Origin of the sequence: Falsirhodobacter sp. 1013 (assembly GCF_051195255.1) — a bacterium.
Taxonomy (GTDB): Bacteria; Pseudomonadota; Alphaproteobacteria; order Rhodobacterales; family Rhodobacteraceae; genus Falsirhodobacter.
The window spans coordinates 24353-41001 of sequence record NZ_JBNJLK010000012.1; the positions used below are offsets into that span (position 1 = coordinate 24353).

The window sequence follows — 16649 nt, forward strand, 5'->3', positions numbered from 1 at the left end:
TGCGGAGTCTGCGTGTGGGGGACAGAGCGGTCATTCATTCATTATGATTGCCAACGAATCCGCAGGATCCCAAGCCTTAGGTCGAGATGTAGCACTGGTCGAAGCAGGTGTGATTACTCACATCTGAGCGTCTCAAACCAATCTATTGAATATGACAGCGGGGTGTCGTAATGACAGCCTACTGTCATTATATGGCCCCTAGTATGAAATCCCAGCCTACATCCTCAGACCACCCCAGAAGCCAACTCCGCAGTTCGTTGACCGATCTCATAGTGGAGATCTTTAGATTGAATGGTGATCTCATCGAGGCAGGTGACGCACTGGTCGGCGACTTAGGCTTGACCAGTGCGCGCTGGCAGGTGCTTGGAGCCATATCCCTCTCCCCCGTTGCGCTACCGGTCGCGCATCTTGCGCGAGACATGGGGCTGACGCGTCAATCCGTGCAACGGGTGGTGGACGACCTGAATGCGACTGGTTTGGTCAGGCTCGACCCCAACCCGCATCACAGCAGAGCAAAGCTCGTCGCAATGACCGAGCATGGGCTGGACGCGTATGAACAGGCAATGGCGCGTCAACAGGTCTGGGCAGATGATCTCGCCGCTGATCTGCAAGTTTCCACGATCACCGCTGCCGTCGATCTACTGCAAATTTTGAGACAGCGTCTCACCGCTGAAAACAAAACAACCGACATAGAATAGGACCTATCATGCTGAATACAGCAACAGCCCCGATTCAGGCATCCGCGCTCTCGACGGCCCGTGTTGCCCACGTTGCCCTTCGTATTGGGGACCGAGACGCTGGCATCGCTTGGTATCGGGACAAGCTCGGGATGCAGGTGGTCCGCGCCTTTGATCTGAATGGTATGACATTCACAGAAATGTCGATGGAGAGCGCCGACACGTTTCGGTTGGAATTGGTTTCCGGCGATGGGGCCGCGGAACGACCGGGTGACGGAGAGCTATTCGGCAGCTTTCTCTTGAACGGATGGCATCACTTGGGCATCTGGGTCGACGACGTCGATCTGGCAGTGGTCGAACTGAAGAACCGTGATGTTCGTATCACCCTCGACCCCACCGACAATCACGAATGGATGGTGCGTGTGGCCTTCATCGCCGATCCGTGGGGAAACGTCATAGAGCTGCTTCAGCCTCTTCCGGCCGGATGACACCGGGCTTACCGAACGACTGGCATCCGAGAGTCTCGATCGGAAGGTATACGCGGACAGACGGGGTCGGAACACGAAGGGCGGCTTTGGACTCTGCACGTCGAAGTCGTCACCGCCGACCCTCATGCCCCGGTAGGTCGAGGATGGGACATTGCGGACGTTCATCGCTATGATGCCGAGAACTTCCCTTGCGAAAGAACGCACGTCATGACGATCACCAAAGAAGATGAACTGGACGGCGTGAAGGCCATCGGTCGGATCGTGGCGAACACCCTGAAGGTCATGTCAAAGGCGCTCGAACCCGGCATGACGACCCGCGAGTTGGACGAGATCGGGCGTGAATTTTTGGAACTCGAGGGTGCCCTGTCCGCGCCGAAATCCACCTACGACTTTCCCGGCACGACCTGCATCAGCGTCAACGAGGAGATCGCTCACGGCATCCCCGGTGACAGGGTGATCGCGAAAGGGGATCTCGTAAACATCGACGTGTCGGCGTCGAAGGCGGGGTTCTTCGCCGACACAGGCGCGAGCTTTCGGGTTGGTCCGGTGCGCGCATCACTTGATCGTCTTTGCAAGGACGGTAGGCGGGCCATGCAGATCGGGATTGCGCAGGTCGGTCACGGCAAACCGCTGGCCGGCATCGGTCAGGCTATCGGTCAGTTTGCTTCTGCCCGCGGCTATACCCTGATCCGCAACCTCGCCAGCCACGGCATCGGACGCTCGCTGCATGAGTATCCCGAGGAGATCGCCACCTGGCCCACGCGCGGCGATAAACGCAGGATGCACAACGGCTTGGTTCTTACGGTAGAGCCATTCCTGTCCATGGGCGGCCTCATGGCTACCGACAGCAAAGACGGGTGGACCCTTCACAGTCATCCCCGTGCCATGGCCGTTCAATATGAACATACCGTCGTCGCAACCCGCCATGCGCCACTCATCGTGACGCTGCCGAGCTAATTGAACGGCAGATTTGGGCTCGGCACGTCGAGGTCGCCCTGCCGTCCCTCATGCCCCGGTAGATCGAGGATGGACTAAGCCGACGTTCAGGCCCCGTCTCCAACCTCACATGTCGCACCTGCCTGCCGGAGTTGTTCGAGAAACCAGTCCGGGTCCATAAGCGTCTCGGGGAAATAGAGACCCGGCGCGGAGCGGTCATTCTCCTCCAGGCCGAGCACGGTCGATAGGGATAGCGCGGTGCTGATACCGGTGAGCGTTGCCTGACCTTTGGTGAATTCAAAGGTCGAATGCCTTAACACCTGTTGGCCCCCGATCTCACCCTCGATGTCCAGCAAAACCTCGGTTCCGACACCGTCACGCCGCAGGCGGCTCGAGGACGCCCCCATTCCAAGATTCATTCGGATACTTCTCGCAGCGGTCGCTGCCGCAAGGCCGGCAATGTCATAGGGCGCAAACGCTGTCCCTGCCAACGTGCGACCGTCCAGCGTGGCGAGCGTGCTGCGGGTCGCGTCCCCGTTCAGCCAGACGCGCTTGCCGCCCTCGTAGGCCTGAACACCGAAGGAGCCTGAAGCTCCGGCGTCCATATCCTCGATGGCCGCCGGTCCTGTTTCATCCTGATCGTCGACGACCACGGCGATCCTGATCGACGTCACGCTGTCGAGGCCCTGAGCGGTCTTCAGGGCCAGAAAGGTCGTCGGCCCGCCATGCCAGTGACTGGCCAGCACGATGGGTGCAGCAGCCGGCTGACGAATGAACTGGGCCATCTCCGCCCCCACATCCAGCAACCAGTTGCCGATGCTCAGATACGGAATGCCAAGATCCTGCGCCAATCGCATGCCATGTAAACCGGCATCCGGAACCATCATTGCGATCGCCAAGAGTGGGACATCCTGTTCCAGCCCAAGACGGGGCAGCCCCGTATCAATCTGGACCGCCTCGGCGTTGCCGAGAAGCTTTGCAATCGCCTCCGCCTTGCCAAGATCCCGCCCGCCAATCAGAAACGGGACATCTGGATGCCGGGCGCGAAAGGCTTTTGCCGCCCTTTGCCCCACCACACCGGAACCTCCGGCGAAAAGCACTTTATCTGCCATGGTCAAATCTCCTTTGAATGCGTTCGTTGGCGAAATCAGGCGGGGAAGCGGCGGTTGAGCCACGAGAGAAGCAGCGCGTTGGATTCCTCGGGCTTTTCTTCGGGCGTCCAGTGCCAGCAATCCTTGACGACATGCTTTTCGAGGTCAGGAACGTAGGCCTCCATCCCGTCCGTCATGGCAGCCTGAAGCACCACATCATTGGCCGCCGAGATCATCAGTGACGGCACATGGATGGCCTGATCAACATTCAGGCCTGCTTCCCAGTTGCGCGAGATGTTACGATACCAGTTGTTCGCGGGGGTAAAGCCCGTGCGCTCGTAATGCCTGACGTAGAAGTCGAGCTCATCGGCCGTCAGCACATCCTGACCGGGCAGTTGCGCCGGTGCAGGTTGCCCGTAATATTCCATGTTCTTGATCACCATCGGAAGGTCCGGCCAGCCCTCCGGTCCGCCAAGATCTTTACGCAGAGCACCGCGCAACGCTGCCCGCGGATCCGTGTTCATGATGTCGTCGGCGGCATGGCCATTCTGGAACATCAGCACATACATGTCGGGGCTGAACACCTCACGCATCTGCGCGATCGGGTCCTTACGTGGATCGGCGACAAAATTGTGGCCCTCAGGCAGCACCGGATCGACCAGCGCGGGGTGCAGCCACAGCATCCAATGCGGAATATGCGGCGTATTGAAGGACACCACGCCGCGGACCCGCTGGAGATGGAACAGCGGCAACTGCCAAGACAACAGCCCGCCCCAGTCATGCCCCACGAAGATAGCCTGCTCGATCCCGAGTTCGTCAAGCATCCCGACGATATCGCCCGTAAGGTGGGCAAGGTCATAAGCCTCGAGCGGCTCGGGGCGGTCGCTCAGCCCATAGCCGCGCAAATCCGGCGCGATGACGCGGTATCCGGCAGCGACCAGTGCAGGGATCTGGTGACGCCACGTATATGCCAGACCGGGAAAGCCGTGCAGCAGCACTACGGCGGGACCGGAACCGGCCTCGTAGACAGCCAGATCGATCCCGTTCGTCCGGATCATCCGGACAGCCGGCATCGCGACCTGTCGGGCCATGGCGGGCAAGCTGGCAGAGAGCGCCACCGCACCCAAACCCATCATCAGGAACCTACGGGAAATGTTGAACATTAGCGTGATCCTCAGGTTGATCGCTGGCACGCAGATGCGACAGAGACGCATCGTATAGGCAATGGCATCCGACACACATGCGTGCTACAATATGTAAGTTACATTTCGTAACTATGTGATGCCGAGGGATCACGTCAAGCCGGATAGATGATGCCACAGAAGAAAACGAAAACAGATCGCCGCACCCAGCTTCTGGAAACAGCTCGCCGGATCGTGCTTGAAAACGGCACGGATGCCCTGACCCTGGGAACGCTTGCAGAGAAAGCCGGGGTCAGCCGACCGATTGCCTACAACCACTTCGCAACGCGGCCCGGCCTTATGATTGCGCTCTACAAAGGGATCATGGACCGCCAGACACAGGCGCTTGCCGATGCGCTTAAAGAGACCCCGCCGACCCTTGGCGACGTGTCGGAGGTGCTCGCCATGGCCTACATGAACTGTCATGAAGATATCGGTCTCGAATGGCATGCAATCGGTGCTGCCCTGAAGGGCGATGCCGATATGGATGCCGCCCGCAGCGAAATGCTGGAAGGTCACGCCGCGTTCTTCTCGGCGGCTCTGACGCCGCTCTCGCCCCTGTCAGCCGAGGTTGTGACGCGCCGCTGCATCGGCATCATCGGCGCGGGAGAAGCGCTCTCCGACGCCATGGTCAGGGGGCAAGTCACCAAGCAAGCCGCCGTGGACGATTTTACAGCTTTGATTGTTGGTTGGCTTGGCGCAGCAATATGATCAGGCGGCCGCTCATCTTCATGACGCTCAATGGTAGCTTCGGGCTCTGGACGACGATCATGTGACAAACCGGACCTTCACAGCGACAAGCGAAACCGCTCCTTGTCCAATCGATCTGCACCGTTTCGCAGGTAGAACTCCGCCGCGTCGATGTTCCAGCGTGGCGTTTGCCATTCCAGCCAGGTGGCCCCCGCATCCCGTGCGGCCCGCGTGACGAGTTGCAGTAGACGGCTGCCGATCCCCAGCCCCCGGTGTGACGCGGTCACGAACAGGCAATCCAGATGCCCCGTCCGGGCTCCATGCCAGATCGCGTAATCGAATGTCAGCGCGGCATAGCCGACCAACTTCTCGCTCTCTGCCACGAACAGATAAACCGGGGGATCAGGGTTCTGCAGCACCTGCTTCAAAGCCCATGCTGACAACGTCGCCACACCATGCTCGAAGGCGGCGTGATCCCCGATCATTAGCAGGAGTTGAGTACCGTCGTCCGGTGCCGCCTGCCGGAGGATCATTCGTCCGTCGCCAACTCGAAGCCTTCATCAAGCCATCCGGTTATACCGCCTGCCATGATCTTCACAGGACGTCCCAGTTCGGCCAGCCGCAGCGCACCGCGCGCCGCCCCGTTGCAGTGAGGTCCGGCGCAATAGGTCACGAACAAGGTGCCGTCCGGCCACGCGCTCATCTTCGAGCGGGTGATCTTGCCATGCGGAAGAAGCACCGCGCCGGGAATGTGCCCTGCGGCATAGAGGGAGGGGCTGCGAACATCCAGCAGGATGAAGTCCGGTTCTTTTGACAGGGCGTGATGAACGTCCCAGCAGTCCGTCTCGAACGTGAACTCGACGGCGAAATGCTCTCGTGCGGCATCGCTCGGGGCGGCGGGGATCGCGGTAACGGCGGAGGTCATGGACATAGCCTTTCTCGAATGTCGTGACGGTATGGCCCGGCGGCGGCTTTTGTGGCAATTGGCGGAAATGACAGTATCCGTAAATATCACGCCAAACCTGTCTCCGCGCCCCAAGACGACGGGACCTCTGGTCACAGCCCTCCTTTACGATGGCCTCTGCACGTTCGAATTCGGGATCGTGGCCGAGGTGTTCGGTCTAGACCGGCCCGAGATGGGGCCGGGTTGGTATCGCTTTGCCAGTAGCGCGATCGAGCCCGGACCATTGCGCGCACATGGCGGTTTCACCCTGACGCCCGACCGGGGGCCGGATCTGCTGGACGAGGCCGATATCATCGTGGTGCCGGGGTGGAAGGGTGCGGAGGTTGACGTGCCCGAAGCGCTGTCGGATCGACTTCGTGCGGCACATGCCCGCGGTGCGCGTTTGGTGTCGATCTGCTCGGGCGCCTTCGTTCTGGCGGCGACCGGGCTTCTGGACGGAGCGGTGGCCGCTACCCACTGGCGCTATGCCGATGTGCTCCGCGCCCGATTTCCCATGATCGAGGTGGACGCCGCATCGCTCTACCGCTGCCACGGTCAGGTGTTCACCTCTGCCGGAAGCGCAGCCGGGATCGACCTGCTGATCGAAATCGTGAAACAGGATTTCGGAGCCGAGGCCGCCAACTCGGTCGCCCGCCGCCTTGTCGTCCCAGCTCATCGGACGGGCGGGCAGGCTCAATTTCTCGAACGGCCTGTGCCCTTGCACAAAGGCGGGCAGATCGCGCCCCTCCTCGACCGGATGCGCAAAATGCTGGACCAAGACTGGCGGATCGATCGGATGGCGGCGGAATGCGGGATGAGTCCTCGCACCTTCCTCCGCCGCTTCCGGGACGCGACTGGCATGACACCCGCAGACTGGCTGACTGCGGAACGTGTGGAAGCCGCCAAGGCCTTGCTATGTGGGGGCCGTCTGGGCGTCGGGGCGGTTGCAGAGGCCGTCGGGTTTGGCTCAGCCCATACGTTGCGTCACCACTTTCGCACTCGGGCTGGCCTACCACCCGCAGCCTACCGGCGACACTTTCTTTCGACGGAAAAAGTCCCTCTTGTATAACGCCTCTTGGCTCGGTGCTCCAGTTGCGCTTGGCCGCGTTGGGATGACTAAGCTGACCTTTCTATCCGGCATTGCGCGGCAGAATGCCGTTGCATCAGCATGTGCAAAGCCCATAGGGGACGACCATAGTTACTCCGAAGGTCCGCCGATGATCAGCACACAAACAGCAGAACATTACATATGGGGTGGTAATTGCGACGGCTGGGTTCTGGCTTCAGGAAGCGACCTTCTCATCATTGAAGAGCGGATGCCTGCGAACACGAAAGAGATTCGTCATTATCATCATAAGGCGAGGCAGTTCTTCTACGTTCTCTCCGGCGACCTGACGATGGAGCTGAACGGAACGACCCATGTCGTGCCCGCGCGCGCCGGCATCGAAATTCCTGCGAAATCCCCTCATCAGGCCCGGAACGACAGCGCCTCGGACGTCATCTTCCTGGTGATCTCGGCACCTACGTCTCGCGGCGACAGAGCAGACACGCCGACTCTTCTTACTATACCGTGAGGGTCAGCTTTGGGCTATAGGCTACAATTATTCAAAAGCTTTATGTTATATTGTAACATAATTATGTTTATTAAATAACGGTTTTCCCTCAGCAGTGGTCCGCCAAAGGAACCTCCCGCGGACAGGTCAGATGGCAAATCACACCGTCTTTCGGATACTCGACCCGGACCTCACCGCCGAACTCGGCCGCCAGCAACTGTTGCACGAGAAAGCTGCCAAAGCCTCGTCGTTGCGGAGACACGACCGGCGGCCCTCCCTGCTCCTTCCAACAGAAGGTGAAGGTGGCAGGTTGTGCGTCGGTCAGGGACCAGTCGACCGAGATGAGTCCCTGCTCGGAAGACAGCGCACCGTATTTCGCAGAATTGGTCGCCAATTCGAAAAGGGCCAGGGTCAGGGCGAACGTCTCCTCGTCGCTCAGCGCGACATCCGGACCGGACAAGGAGATGCGTGCCCCTATCCCGTCGATCCGTTCGCGCATGTGCTGGACCACATCCGTCACGTTCGCTTTGCCGCCCGCTTTCAGCGACAGGACATCCTGGGCATGGCCCATGTCCGTGATGCGTCGCACCAGCTTGTCGCGATACTCCTCAATGGAAGTCGCCTGTCTTGCAATCTGCCGTACGATGGCCGTGACAAGAGCGTAAGAGTTCTTGGCGCGGTGAACCAGTTCACGATTGCTGATGGCAGCCCGCCGTTCAAACCGCACCCGATCGGTGGTCTCGATGACAGTGTCCATGAACCCGCAGACCGTGCCGTTCTCATCCACCACAGGGCTGTAGGAGAAGGTGAAAAAGGCCTCTGCCATACCGCTGGCATCCCGACGCACTTTCATCGGGAAGTCCTTGATGAAGGTCGCCTCCCCGGCCAGAGCCTTTGCCGTAATCGGCCCGATGACGTCCCACGCCTCTTGCCAGATCAGCGAGAACGGCAATCCGAGACAGTCGCCCTTGTCGCCCAGGGTCGGCACGAAGGCATCGTTGTAGATTGCGATGTGATCCGGCCCCCAGCACAGGCATTTGGCAAAGCCCGAACGCAGCGTCAGGCTGACGGTAATCTTCAGGACGGCCGGCCAGGACTCGATCGGCCCAAGAGATGTGGATGCCCAGTTATGCTCCGCGACACGGCGGGCCATCGGGATGTTCAGATCGAGAAACGCCAGAGGATCGGACATACGCTTGGCTCTCCGATTAGGCCGCGTGATGTCCGCGCCTTTCTCTTCTTTATATCAGGCATTTGCAGCATCAGCGCAATCCGATGGAATGTACGCTTTAAATGTGACGGCAGACGTCTCTATGCCCCGTTTTCCGCGCTGAAGTGTTTTTTCACGAAAGCCACCACAGCCTCCGACCCTATCGGCTTGTTGATGAACCCTATGGGCCGGGCTGCGGCCGCACAGGTACGGGTCTTCGGATCAAGGCTGCCGCTGACGAAGACCGACCGGATCGCATGCAATTCCCACAGCTTGATCGCGGTCTCCACGCCATCGGTATTGCGCGCCAGTTGGACATCCATGGTCGCAAGATCGATGCCGCCTTTTTCTGCCATCTGCAGGGCCGTCGGCAGGTCACTCGCCACACCCACCGTCTCGAAGCCTTCATCCTCGAAAGCAGTGGCAAGATCGAGCCCGATCAGAGCCTCGTCTTCGACGATCAGGATGCGGTAAGTCATAGACAGCCTTTATCGAACACAGCAGACGGATGACCTGGCGAACAGATCGGCAGGACAGATGTTCCGCCAGCATACCCGTATAAAGTGTTTCGCATGAATATGCAGGGCAACCGATTTTTTTCTCGCGCAAACGATTAAACAATCTTGCACTCTCGCGGTGCAAATGGTGAGGCAGAGTCTTTACGAGTAGGTGCCCCAGCCATTTGGCAGCGCGTGGTTGTGTGACCTTGCCTGTTTGCACCACACCCGACAGACCTGATTTCGTCCTCAGGCATCAAGCGCAAACATCCACTCCTGCGCTCCCGGCGAATTCCGCCGATGGATGCGAATGTCCGTTCTGATTAGGGAACGGCTTTACCTGCTCCCCCGTTGCTTCCCCGGTGACCAGAGGGTGATGCGATGGCTGATGAGCCGAAGAACGTCCTTCCTCTGATGAAGGAGACGGCTACCGTGACCGCCGAGAAGCGGATCACGGGACGGGTGCGGGTCAGCACCCACACCGAAGCTGTCGAAACCATGGTTCCTGTCGATCTGGCAGATGTCCATGTCGAGGTTACCCGTGTTCCGATGGACCGTCGTGTGGATCGCGCCCCCGAGGTCGTGACGGAGGGAGATCTGACGATCGTTCCTGTCGTGGAAGAGCGACTGATTGTGACGCGCGAACTCTATGTCCGTGAAGAAATCCACATCCGCCGCGTCATGCATCGCGAGACTTCCGACGTGCCGGTCACCATCCGTCGTCAGACCGCATCCATCGAGCGGTTGCCCCCTCAGGACGCCCCAGACTCCTCACCTTTTCCAAAAGAGAAAGAGACCTGATATGACCTACAACACTGATATCGACACCGTCGGCAATACGACGATCTCCTCCTTGTTCGACAGCCAGTCCGACGCGGAACGCGCCATCGAGCGGCTGCGCGAAGTGGGTATTGCCTCCTCCCAGATCCGCACTGTGGAAGGAACGGAAACCACCACCGGCACCGTGTCGGATCCGGACCACAACAAGGGCTTCTGGGACAAGCTTGGCGACTACTTCTTCCCGGATGAAGATCGCTATTCCTACGCGGAAGGGCTGTCGCGCGGTGGTTATCTGGTCACCGTGACCGGCCTGACCGATGCAGAATACGATGCCGCTCAGGCCATTCTGGATGACGAAGGCACGGTCAACCTCGATGAGCGCGAGGAAAGCTGGCGCTCCGAAGGCTGGGGTGGCTACGGGGCTAGCTCCTACGCGACCGCAGGTGCGGGTTCGCCGACGTTGGCATCCACCACCGACCATCTGACCGATGACGCCACCATTCCCGTCGTGGAAGAGCGGCTACGGGTCGGTAAGCGCGACGCAAGCCGCGGCCATGTGCGTGTGCGTGCCTACACGGTGGAAGAGCCGGTCAGCGAAAGCGTTGAGCTGCGCGAGGACCATGTCGAGCTGGAGCGCCGCCCCGTCGACCGTGCAGCAGTCGTAGACGAAGACTTCCGCGACCGGACCATCGAGGCCGAAGAATATCGCGAAGAGGCCGTCGTCTCGAAAGACGCGCGTGTCGTGGAAGAGATCGGTCTGCGCAAGACCAGCGATACCCACCGCGAAACCATCTCCGACAGCGTGCGTCATACGGAAGTGGAGATCGACGACGATCGTGACGATCTGGGTCAGCCGAAGAAGCCGCTCTGAGCGTTTCTTCCGAATTTACGCAAGGGGCCGGTTCATCCGGCCCTTTTCCATTGATATGTGTGACGGCAAACCCGAGGACGTTCATGCCGGTTGAAATCGAACGCAAGTTTCTCATCAAGACGGACGCATGGCGCGCAGGCGTCCGGCGGACATGGCACATCACCGACCATCTGATCGCAACGTTCGAAACCGGCAAGGCCTGGATCCGCATCTGCGATGCCAAGGCCATCCTGACGTTCAAAGGACAGCGCCATGGCTGCAGCCGGAGCGAGTATCACCTAGATCTGGATGCTCCGCATGCTCAGGCGATGATCAACGACTTTGCATCAACTACTGCAATCGAGAAGAACCGCCACTATGTCGAAGTAGCCGGAGTTACCTGGCAGGTTGACGAATACCTCGGCGCGTTGGCCGGCTTCGTAACGACCGACGTGGAGCTTCCCCGCGAGGACTATCCTTTGGTAATGCCAGCCTGGGCAGGTCGCGAAATCACCACGGATGCCCGCTTCGGAGCGTAGGCTTTGTCGGCTGCTGCCCATCTTGGAGAAGGGGCGATCGCAAAGCTCCTAAGGATTGCTAGGGCGCAGAACGGGTGAGGATGAACGATGAGTGAAACGTCTATGGACGACCATGAAGAGAATGGCCGAAGGCTTTCAGTCTACCGGCAGGAGATCCATTTTGAGTCCCAGATGCTGTCCAGCCGATTGGGGGAGTATCTCTCGGCGCAGTCGTTCCTGATCATCGCCTATGCGTCGTCCATGAGCGCCGGATGGTCGAAGCCCGGGATTTTTCTCTTGCTTGTCCCGCTTCCGATGACCCTTCTGGGGCTGGTGCTGTCGATCGATGCCCAGCGGTCGATCAAAAGCTCGTATCAAGTGATCGACCGCTGGCACGACCGGCAGAACGCGCTGATGGCGCAAAAGCGCGATCTTGCGAGCTACTGGCCCACCCAGAACGATGATGAGGACGCGCCGTCCGATCCCACCCTGAAGTCCAACTTCTACCGGGGCTCACGCTTCGCGACCCGCTCCCCGTGGATCTTCATCGTCACGTGGATCTATCTGGCGACCGTGTCGATCGGCCTATTTGTAGGCGGCGAATAAGAAGCGTCTGCGTTTCAATAACATATGACAGATTATTGAAACCAGATATAGTCTATATTTGTCTGATGCTTGCGTGATGTAACAAGAGTAAAGCTTGATTGTCTACTTCAGCACGGCATTGCAAACGTGAAGACTGTTTTAGTGTCATCCGAAACAACAGACACCGCGCCGCCATGCGCCTTGGCTATTTCCGCTGCAATATAGAGGCCAAGGCCCAGGCCCTCCCGGCTCGACGTGTCGCCGCCCCTCTTGAAAGGCAGAAACAGGTCGGAAAGCCTGCCCTCGGGAATGGCCTTGCCTTCGTTGGCGACTTGCAGTCGGAACATGCCGTCGACCACACGGGCGGACACCTGGATCGGGCGATCCTGGGCACCATGCGTGATGGCGTTGCCCAAAAGATTTGAGAGCAGTTGCGCGATACGGGCGCGGTCACAATCGACGGGGTGCGGGATGTCGATGGTCGCGTGGATACCATGATCAGGGGCCACGGCGCGAAACTCGGCGACAATCAGGTTCAGCATTCCGGCAAGATCGGCATTCTTGGATCGAACCAGGACAATGCCGCCGCCCAGTCTGTTGCGCGCGTGATCCATGAGGTTGTTCACGAGATCGGCCATGCGTCGCGCTGTGGCATCCATCAGGCTAATCGTCTCTTTCGCCTGCGGGTCCGCGTGACGTGCCAGTATCCGCAAACCCGAGCGGATCGCCGCCACAGGGTTGCGCAGATCGTGAGCAAGGATCGCCAGAAATTGCTCCTGCACGTCTGCGAGGTGGCGCTCTTTCGCAAGCTCCCCTCGAGTTTCCAGAAGCTTGTCTTCAGCGTGCAGGCTGTCGCCGATCAACTGCGCGAATAGGCGGACCATTTTGAGGATGCGATTGTCGAGCAGCTGGTTTGGCTCCGGATCCAAGGCGCACAGCGTGCCGAAGAACGTGCCATCAGGGCGAAGGATGGGGATCGAGAGGTAGCTTCGGAAACCATAAATTTTGGGGGTGTGATGATCGCAATAGACATCATCGGACCGAACGTCGTTTATGACAATTTCGGACGTATGCTGACGGATCTCGTGACAAAGGGTGGATTCCACCGCGAGTTCGTCGCCGGGCGTCAAGCCAAAGTCGAGGTAGTCGACGGCACTGCAAGTGATCCAACGTTGCTCGTTCACGCGAGCGATCGCCGCAAAACGCAGCCCGGTCGCCATGCAGACGGTTTCGAGCATCGTCTGAACCGACACATTGTCGCGCACGGCGACGATATCGGCACGGAAGTCGTGTCCGTCCACTTTACCGGACTGACCAACAGCCTCATCAGCGTCGAAACTTTCGCGATCGTTCACACTCATCACCATTGCAGATCAGGGGAATTGCGCTCTCAGGCACGGGCCCTTTCAATCTTCCCGTTCTTATATCCCAATGTCTTTCGCTGGAACAGAAGGTCATGCCTCACACGTCATATCCGTACGTGATTGGGGAGCATGCCGCATCCTGCGCCACATGCTCGGTCATGCATTCGTTGACCAGATGTTTTATGGGAGGTCATGGTCAGTATAAGGCAACGCAGCCTTGTCACCCGCCAAGTCCCGATCGAATTCACAAGACTGCTTTTCCCCCGGCAAAGTTCAAACCGGCACCTCTTCAATCTTGACCGGGTTCACCGCCACGATGCCGTTCTCTTCGTGCCGGAAGTCCGACAGGGCGGCATAGACCTGCAGACGCGCCCGCATAACGGATCCCAGCGGCTGATGATCCCGCAAGGCGTGCGCCGGGCGGAACGTCATCCGCTCGTGGAAGAAATCCTGACGGGCTGGGCTGTAGGCGTCTTGGCGCGGCAGTTGAAGAACGGCCACGGTCCGATAGGGGGATTCCTCTTCGGACCATTCCACCGACGCGTCCTCGATGGGTTGCGTGTCCGCATCCGTCCAGAGCTGGACGCGGATCTCGAACGTGACGTCGTGCCGGGCGAAATGGGCGACGGTGGCATGGCGGAAGCCGTCCTCGTCCTCGTGCGGGTCCAGCCGCCAGTCCGACAAGGCCTCCTGCGCCGCGCCCACCGGAAACGCGGCGATCTTCGCGACATGCGCGCCAAAACGCAGCGGGGCCTGGCTGTAATAGGGTTCCGACAGCGGGTGGGAGAACGGATGCCCGAAAAAATCCGCCTTCGGGCTGTTCGCCCCGACGGCGTTCAGGACGCGGTTGAAGTTGCGCGCGGCAAGGGACACAGCGCTTTTCACCCCCTCGGGAAGGCCCGTCGACTTTCCGATCACGGTGCCGTCCCGCAGGAAGCCCTTCGCGGTGCTGGACGGAAAGGTCGCACCGCTGGCAAGGACGAAGTCCTGCGTGTCGCCCGCATGTCCGGCAAGCTTCTCGCCCGTCGCCCCGAACACCTTGACCGACATGCCGCGATGGGTGGACACGCGATCGCCGAGCCGCTCTCCCGGTCCCTGCGCGAAGCGGACGGCCACCGGAAGGGTGCCCGGCGCGGCGAACAGCCCCTGGGCCAGTTCGGGTGGCAGGTCCGGCGCGATCTCCAGCGTGCCGGTCACGAGCGCGGTGGACTTGGCGTGGCTGGCGCGGACGGCATGGCCCTCCCGCTCCTGCACCGTGCGGCTCTGGTCGGTCATGCCTTCGATGATCCCGTCGATCGTGGCCTGCTCGTCGGCCTCGGGCGTCTCGATGCCGGGATGATAGGAAAGGGGTGCCTGGGTCAATCCTCGGATCCTTGTGCGACGACAGGACAGGATGTCCGTCTCGAGAAACCAAGTGGAAATCGGTGGATCGAGTTCCGCCCCGCACCAATCCTGAGGAACAATAATAGATCGCCCGCGCTTCAAAGGCGAATGAACCATTATCGAGGAGCTTGCCATGCCCGCCCGACGTTCTGCTCCGATACTGATGGCGGGGATACTGGTTCCCTTGGCCTCCTTCGCTCAACCTGTCGGCCAGTCCGGCATGTATTCGGACGTGACCGTGCAGGGTTCCATCCTTGAACCCTCACCCATCGATGTGGCGGATGATGCGCAGTTGACGGGAATGATCACCGCCCCCGATGGCGCGCGGGTGGAGGTGTTCGCCCGGGGCCTCACCAATCCGCGCATGCTGGCCGTGTCGGATGCGGGTATCCTCTATGCCACGCGGCGCAGCGTGGGCGATGTCGTCATGTTGAGGGACGAGGATGGAGACGGGCAGGCGGAGGCGCCGGTCACGGTGGCCAGCCGCGCCGGGATGCACGGGATCGCTTTCGATGGTGACAGGGTGTTCCTGGCCACCGTCAACGACGTCTACGTGGCAGATGTGGCGGCGGACGGCACCTTCGGCCCCCTGACCCGCATCATCACCGACCTGCCTGATGCGGGGCAGCATCCCAACCGCACGCTGGCGGTGGGACCGGATGGCAAGCTCTACATCTCCGCGGGCAGCACCTGCAACGCCTGTCCCGAGCCGAACCCCGAAAACGCCACCATGCTGCGGGCGGAGCCTGACGGCAGCAGTCGCACGATCTTCGCCAGCGGGCTGCGCAACACCATCGGCTTCGACTGGGAACCCGCCTCTGGCCAGCTGTGGGGGATCGACCACGGCATCGACTGGCTGGGCGACGAGGCGCAGATCGAGGAACTGAACCACATCCGGCAGGGCAAGAACTACGGCTGGCCCTTTATCTTCGGCATGGGCGAGGCCAACCCCCAGGACAATCCGCCCCCCGGCACCAGCCTCGAGACTTGGGCCGCCATGTCGGAAGAACCGAAGCTGGGCTACACCCCGCACGCGGCGCCGATGCAGATGGCGTTCTATGACGGTGCCATGTTCCCCGAATGGAAGGGCGATGCCCTTGTGGCGATGCGCGGATCCTGGAACCGTCGGCCGCCCTCGGGCTACGAGGTGGTGCGCATCAATTACGAACGCGGGCAGCCCGTATCGGTGGAACCCGTCCTTTCGGGCTTCTTGGTGCAGCAAAACGACGCCTGGGGCTATCTTGGACGGCCCACGGGTGTGGCTGTCGGCGCCGATGGCGCGATCTTCGTGGCCGATGATAGCCAGGGCATCATCTACCGGGTCAGTTCCGACACGCCTGCCGCCGGCGGACCGGGCGCCCCTGCTCCCAATGCCTTGATGGACCCTGCGCCCCAGCCCGTCGCGATCGACGCCGTCGAGGCGGAAGGCACGCTTGTGGTCACCTCCGCCTTCAAGGCGAACGAGGGCGTCGCCGAGGCGTTCACCCGAAATGGCGACAACGCCTCTCCGCCCCTGCAATGGTCGGGTGCGCCGGAAGGCACGCAGTCCTATGTCATCATCGCGGATGATCCGGACGCGGCCAGCCGCAAGCCCACGACACACTGGATCGCCTATGACATCCCGGCAACGGTGACGGCGTTGCGTGAAGGCATGCCCACCGAAGCCTCCCTGCCCGATCCGGCCGGCATGAAGCAGGGCACCAATTCGACCGGCTCCACCGGCTACACCGGCCCGAACCCGCCGGCGACCGATGGTCCGCACAACTATCACTTCCAGATCTTCGCGCTGGACGTGCCCACGCTTGGCCTTGATCCCGCCGCGGATCGGGCGGCCGTGCTGGACGCCCTGCGCAACCACGTTCTTGCCAAGGGCGAGATCGTCGGAACCTACGACAAGTAACCC

Annotated in this window: 19 protein-coding genes; 11 read left to right on the forward strand and 8 right to left on the reverse strand. The window is 60.6% G+C overall.

Features of this window, described 5'->3' with window-relative positions; all coding sequences use genetic code 11:
* The first annotated feature begins 257 nt into the window (after positions 1-257).
* The 3 genes from ACSHZY_RS14660 (at position 258) to map (ending at position 2122) form a co-directional block, all read left to right on the forward strand.
* Entirely contained in the window at positions 258-698 is a 441-nt protein-coding gene (locus ACSHZY_RS14660) for a MarR family winged helix-turn-helix transcriptional regulator (RefSeq protein ID WP_435170349.1), read from the forward strand.
* Positions 699-706: 8 nt separating this feature from the next.
* Positions 707-1165 carry a VOC family protein gene (locus ACSHZY_RS14665; protein ID WP_435170351.1) on the forward strand — a complete coding sequence of 153 codons (459 nt, stop codon included), beginning with the start codon at positions 707-709 and terminating at the stop codon, positions 1163-1165.
* A 207-nt stretch (positions 1166-1372) separates the two neighbouring features.
* Positions 1373-2122 (forward strand): type I methionyl aminopeptidase, encoded by a 750-nt coding sequence (gene map, locus ACSHZY_RS14670; protein WP_435170353.1) that lies wholly within the window; start codon positions 1373-1375, stop codon positions 2120-2122.
* Positions 2123-2208: 86 nt separating this feature from the next.
* Here the strand turns inward: map and ACSHZY_RS14675 are convergent, their stop codons facing one another.
* Positions 2209-3213: a hypothetical protein gene (locus tag ACSHZY_RS14675; protein ID WP_435170355.1), complete on the reverse strand. Its 1005-nt coding sequence runs from the start codon at positions 3211-3213 to the stop codon at positions 2209-2211.
* A 35-nt stretch (positions 3214-3248) separates the two neighbouring features.
* A complete protein-coding gene (locus tag ACSHZY_RS14680; RefSeq protein ID WP_435170357.1) occupies positions 3249-4355 on the reverse strand; it encodes an alpha/beta fold hydrolase in 1107 nt (368 codons plus the stop codon).
* A gap of 150 nt (positions 4356-4505) precedes the next feature.
* On the opposite strand from ACSHZY_RS14680, the gene ACSHZY_RS14685 reads away from it, so the two are divergent.
* Complete coding sequence (locus ACSHZY_RS14685) at positions 4506-5084, forward strand: TetR/AcrR family transcriptional regulator (RefSeq protein WP_435170358.1); 579 nt, start codon at positions 4506-4508, stop codon at positions 5082-5084.
* 77 nt (positions 5085-5161) lie between these two features.
* Here the strand turns inward: ACSHZY_RS14685 and ACSHZY_RS14690 are convergent, their stop codons facing one another.
* Together ACSHZY_RS14690 and ACSHZY_RS14695 are read right to left on the reverse strand one after the other, a co-directional pair.
* Positions 5162-5596 carry a GNAT family N-acetyltransferase gene (locus ACSHZY_RS14690; RefSeq protein ID WP_435170360.1) on the reverse strand — a complete coding sequence of 145 codons (435 nt, stop codon included), beginning with the start codon at positions 5594-5596 and terminating at the stop codon, positions 5162-5164.
* A complete protein-coding gene (locus tag ACSHZY_RS14695; protein ID WP_435170361.1) occupies positions 5593-5988 on the reverse strand; it encodes a rhodanese-like domain-containing protein in 396 nt (131 codons plus the stop codon). The genes ACSHZY_RS14690 and ACSHZY_RS14695 overlap by 4 nt, the downstream gene beginning before the upstream one ends.
* Between ACSHZY_RS14695 and ftrA the strand changes: the two genes are divergently transcribed.
* Positions 5987-7075 carry a transcriptional regulator FtrA gene (ftrA, locus tag ACSHZY_RS14700; RefSeq protein WP_435170363.1) on the forward strand — a complete coding sequence of 363 codons (1089 nt, stop codon included), beginning with the start codon at positions 5987-5989 and terminating at the stop codon, positions 7073-7075. The genes ACSHZY_RS14695 and ftrA overlap by 2 nt on opposite strands.
* A 43-nt stretch (positions 7076-7118) precedes the next feature.
* Positions 7119-7580 (forward strand): cupin domain-containing protein, encoded by a 462-nt coding sequence (locus ACSHZY_RS14705; RefSeq protein ID WP_435170365.1) that lies wholly within the window; start codon positions 7119-7121, stop codon positions 7578-7580.
* Between the two features lie 88 nt (positions 7581-7668).
* On the opposite strand, the gene ACSHZY_RS14710 is transcribed toward ACSHZY_RS14705, so the two are convergent.
* Together ACSHZY_RS14710 and ACSHZY_RS14715 are read right to left on the reverse strand one after the other, a co-directional pair.
* Positions 7669-8751, reverse strand: a complete 1083-nt coding sequence (locus ACSHZY_RS14710) for an HWE histidine kinase domain-containing protein (protein WP_435170367.1) — start codon at positions 8749-8751, stop codon at positions 7669-7671.
* A 119-nt stretch (positions 8752-8870) separates the two neighbouring features.
* On the reverse strand, positions 8871-9248 hold the full coding sequence (locus tag ACSHZY_RS14715) for a response regulator (protein WP_435170368.1): 378 nt from the start codon (positions 9246-9248) through the stop codon (positions 8871-8873).
* A 399-nt stretch (positions 9249-9647) separates the two neighbouring features.
* Between ACSHZY_RS14715 and ACSHZY_RS14720 the strand changes: the two genes are divergently transcribed.
* The 4 genes from ACSHZY_RS14720 to ACSHZY_RS14735 all read left to right on the forward strand — a co-directional run bounded on the left by ACSHZY_RS14720 (position 9648) and on the right by ACSHZY_RS14735 (position 12020).
* Positions 9648-10067: a YsnF/AvaK domain-containing protein gene (locus ACSHZY_RS14720; protein ID WP_435170370.1), complete on the forward strand. Its 420-nt coding sequence runs from the start codon at positions 9648-9650 to the stop codon at positions 10065-10067.
* 1 nt (position 10068) lies between these two features.
* On the forward strand, positions 10069-10917 hold the full coding sequence (locus ACSHZY_RS14725) for a YsnF/AvaK domain-containing protein (protein ID WP_435170372.1): 849 nt from the start codon (positions 10069-10071) through the stop codon (positions 10915-10917).
* Between the two features lie 83 nt (positions 10918-11000).
* On the forward strand, positions 11001-11435 hold the full coding sequence (locus ACSHZY_RS14730) for a CYTH domain-containing protein (protein ID WP_435170373.1): 435 nt from the start codon (positions 11001-11003) through the stop codon (positions 11433-11435).
* 102 nt (positions 11436-11537) lie between these two features.
* A complete protein-coding gene (locus ACSHZY_RS14735; protein ID WP_435170374.1) occupies positions 11538-12020 on the forward strand; it encodes a RipA family octameric membrane protein in 483 nt (160 codons plus the stop codon).
* 107 nt (positions 12021-12127) lie between these two features.
* Here the strand turns inward: ACSHZY_RS14735 and ACSHZY_RS14740 are convergent, their stop codons facing one another.
* Both ACSHZY_RS14740 and ACSHZY_RS14745 read right to left on the reverse strand, forming a co-directional pair.
* Complete coding sequence (locus tag ACSHZY_RS14740) at positions 12128-13360, reverse strand: GAF domain-containing sensor histidine kinase (RefSeq protein WP_435170376.1); 1233 nt, start codon at positions 13358-13360, stop codon at positions 12128-12130.
* A gap of 276 nt (positions 13361-13636) precedes the next feature.
* Entirely contained in the window at positions 13637-14725 is a 1089-nt protein-coding gene (locus ACSHZY_RS14745) for a catalase family protein (protein ID WP_435170377.1), read from the reverse strand.
* Positions 14726-14879: 154 nt separating this feature from the next.
* Here ACSHZY_RS14745 and ACSHZY_RS14750 point away from each other — a divergent pair, with 154 nt between their 5' ends.
* Positions 14880-16646 (forward strand): YbhB/YbcL family Raf kinase inhibitor-like protein, encoded by a 1767-nt coding sequence (locus ACSHZY_RS14750; protein ID WP_435170379.1) that lies wholly within the window; start codon positions 14880-14882, stop codon positions 16644-16646.
* Positions 16647-16649 lie beyond the last annotated feature (3 nt).

What these genes read in the sequence shown, in the direction of transcription:
- ACSHZY_RS14750 (WP_435170379.1), top strand. Translation starts at nt 14,880, where the DNA reads ATGCCCGCCCGACGTTCTGCTCCGATACTGATGGCGGGGATACTGGTT.
- ACSHZY_RS14695 (WP_435170361.1), bottom strand. Translation starts at nt 5,988, where the DNA reads ATGACCTCCGCCGTTACCGCGATCCCCGCCGCCCCGAGCGATGCCGCA.
- ACSHZY_RS14685 (WP_435170358.1), top strand. Translation starts at nt 4,506, where the DNA reads ATGCCACAGAAGAAAACGAAAACAGATCGCCGCACCCAGCTTCTGGAA.
- ACSHZY_RS14735 (WP_435170374.1), top strand. Translation starts at nt 11,538, where the DNA reads ATGGACGACCATGAAGAGAATGGCCGAAGGCTTTCAGTCTACCGGCAG.
- ACSHZY_RS14730 (WP_435170373.1), top strand. Translation starts at nt 11,001, where the DNA reads ATGCCGGTTGAAATCGAACGCAAGTTTCTCATCAAGACGGACGCATGG.
- ACSHZY_RS14720 (WP_435170370.1), top strand. Translation starts at nt 9,648, where the DNA reads ATGGCTGATGAGCCGAAGAACGTCCTTCCTCTGATGAAGGAGACGGCT.
- ACSHZY_RS14725 (WP_435170372.1), top strand. Translation starts at nt 10,069, where the DNA reads ATGACCTACAACACTGATATCGACACCGTCGGCAATACGACGATCTCC.
- ftrA (WP_435170363.1), top strand. Translation starts at nt 5,987, where the DNA reads ATGGACATAGCCTTTCTCGAATGTCGTGACGGTATGGCCCGGCGGCGG.
- ACSHZY_RS14690 (WP_435170360.1), bottom strand. Translation starts at nt 5,596, where the DNA reads ATGATCCTCCGGCAGGCGGCACCGGACGACGGTACTCAACTCCTGCTA.
- ACSHZY_RS14705 (WP_435170365.1), top strand. Translation starts at nt 7,119, where the DNA reads ATGACTAAGCTGACCTTTCTATCCGGCATTGCGCGGCAGAATGCCGTT.
- ACSHZY_RS14715 (WP_435170368.1), bottom strand. Translation starts at nt 9,248, where the DNA reads ATGACTTACCGCATCCTGATCGTCGAAGACGAGGCTCTGATCGGGCTC.
- ACSHZY_RS14665 (WP_435170351.1), top strand. Translation starts at nt 707, where the DNA reads ATGCTGAATACAGCAACAGCCCCGATTCAGGCATCCGCGCTCTCGACG.
- map (WP_435170353.1), top strand. Translation starts at nt 1,373, where the DNA reads ATGACGATCACCAAAGAAGATGAACTGGACGGCGTGAAGGCCATCGGT.
- ACSHZY_RS14710 (WP_435170367.1), bottom strand. Translation starts at nt 8,751, where the DNA reads ATGTCCGATCCTCTGGCGTTTCTCGATCTGAACATCCCGATGGCCCGC.
- ACSHZY_RS14740 (WP_435170376.1), bottom strand. Translation starts at nt 13,360, where the DNA reads ATGAGTGTGAACGATCGCGAAAGTTTCGACGCTGATGAGGCTGTTGGT.
- ACSHZY_RS14675 (WP_435170355.1), bottom strand. Translation starts at nt 3,213, where the DNA reads ATGGCAGATAAAGTGCTTTTCGCCGGAGGTTCCGGTGTGGTGGGGCAA.
- ACSHZY_RS14680 (WP_435170357.1), bottom strand. Translation starts at nt 4,355, where the DNA reads ATGTTCAACATTTCCCGTAGGTTCCTGATGATGGGTTTGGGTGCGGTG.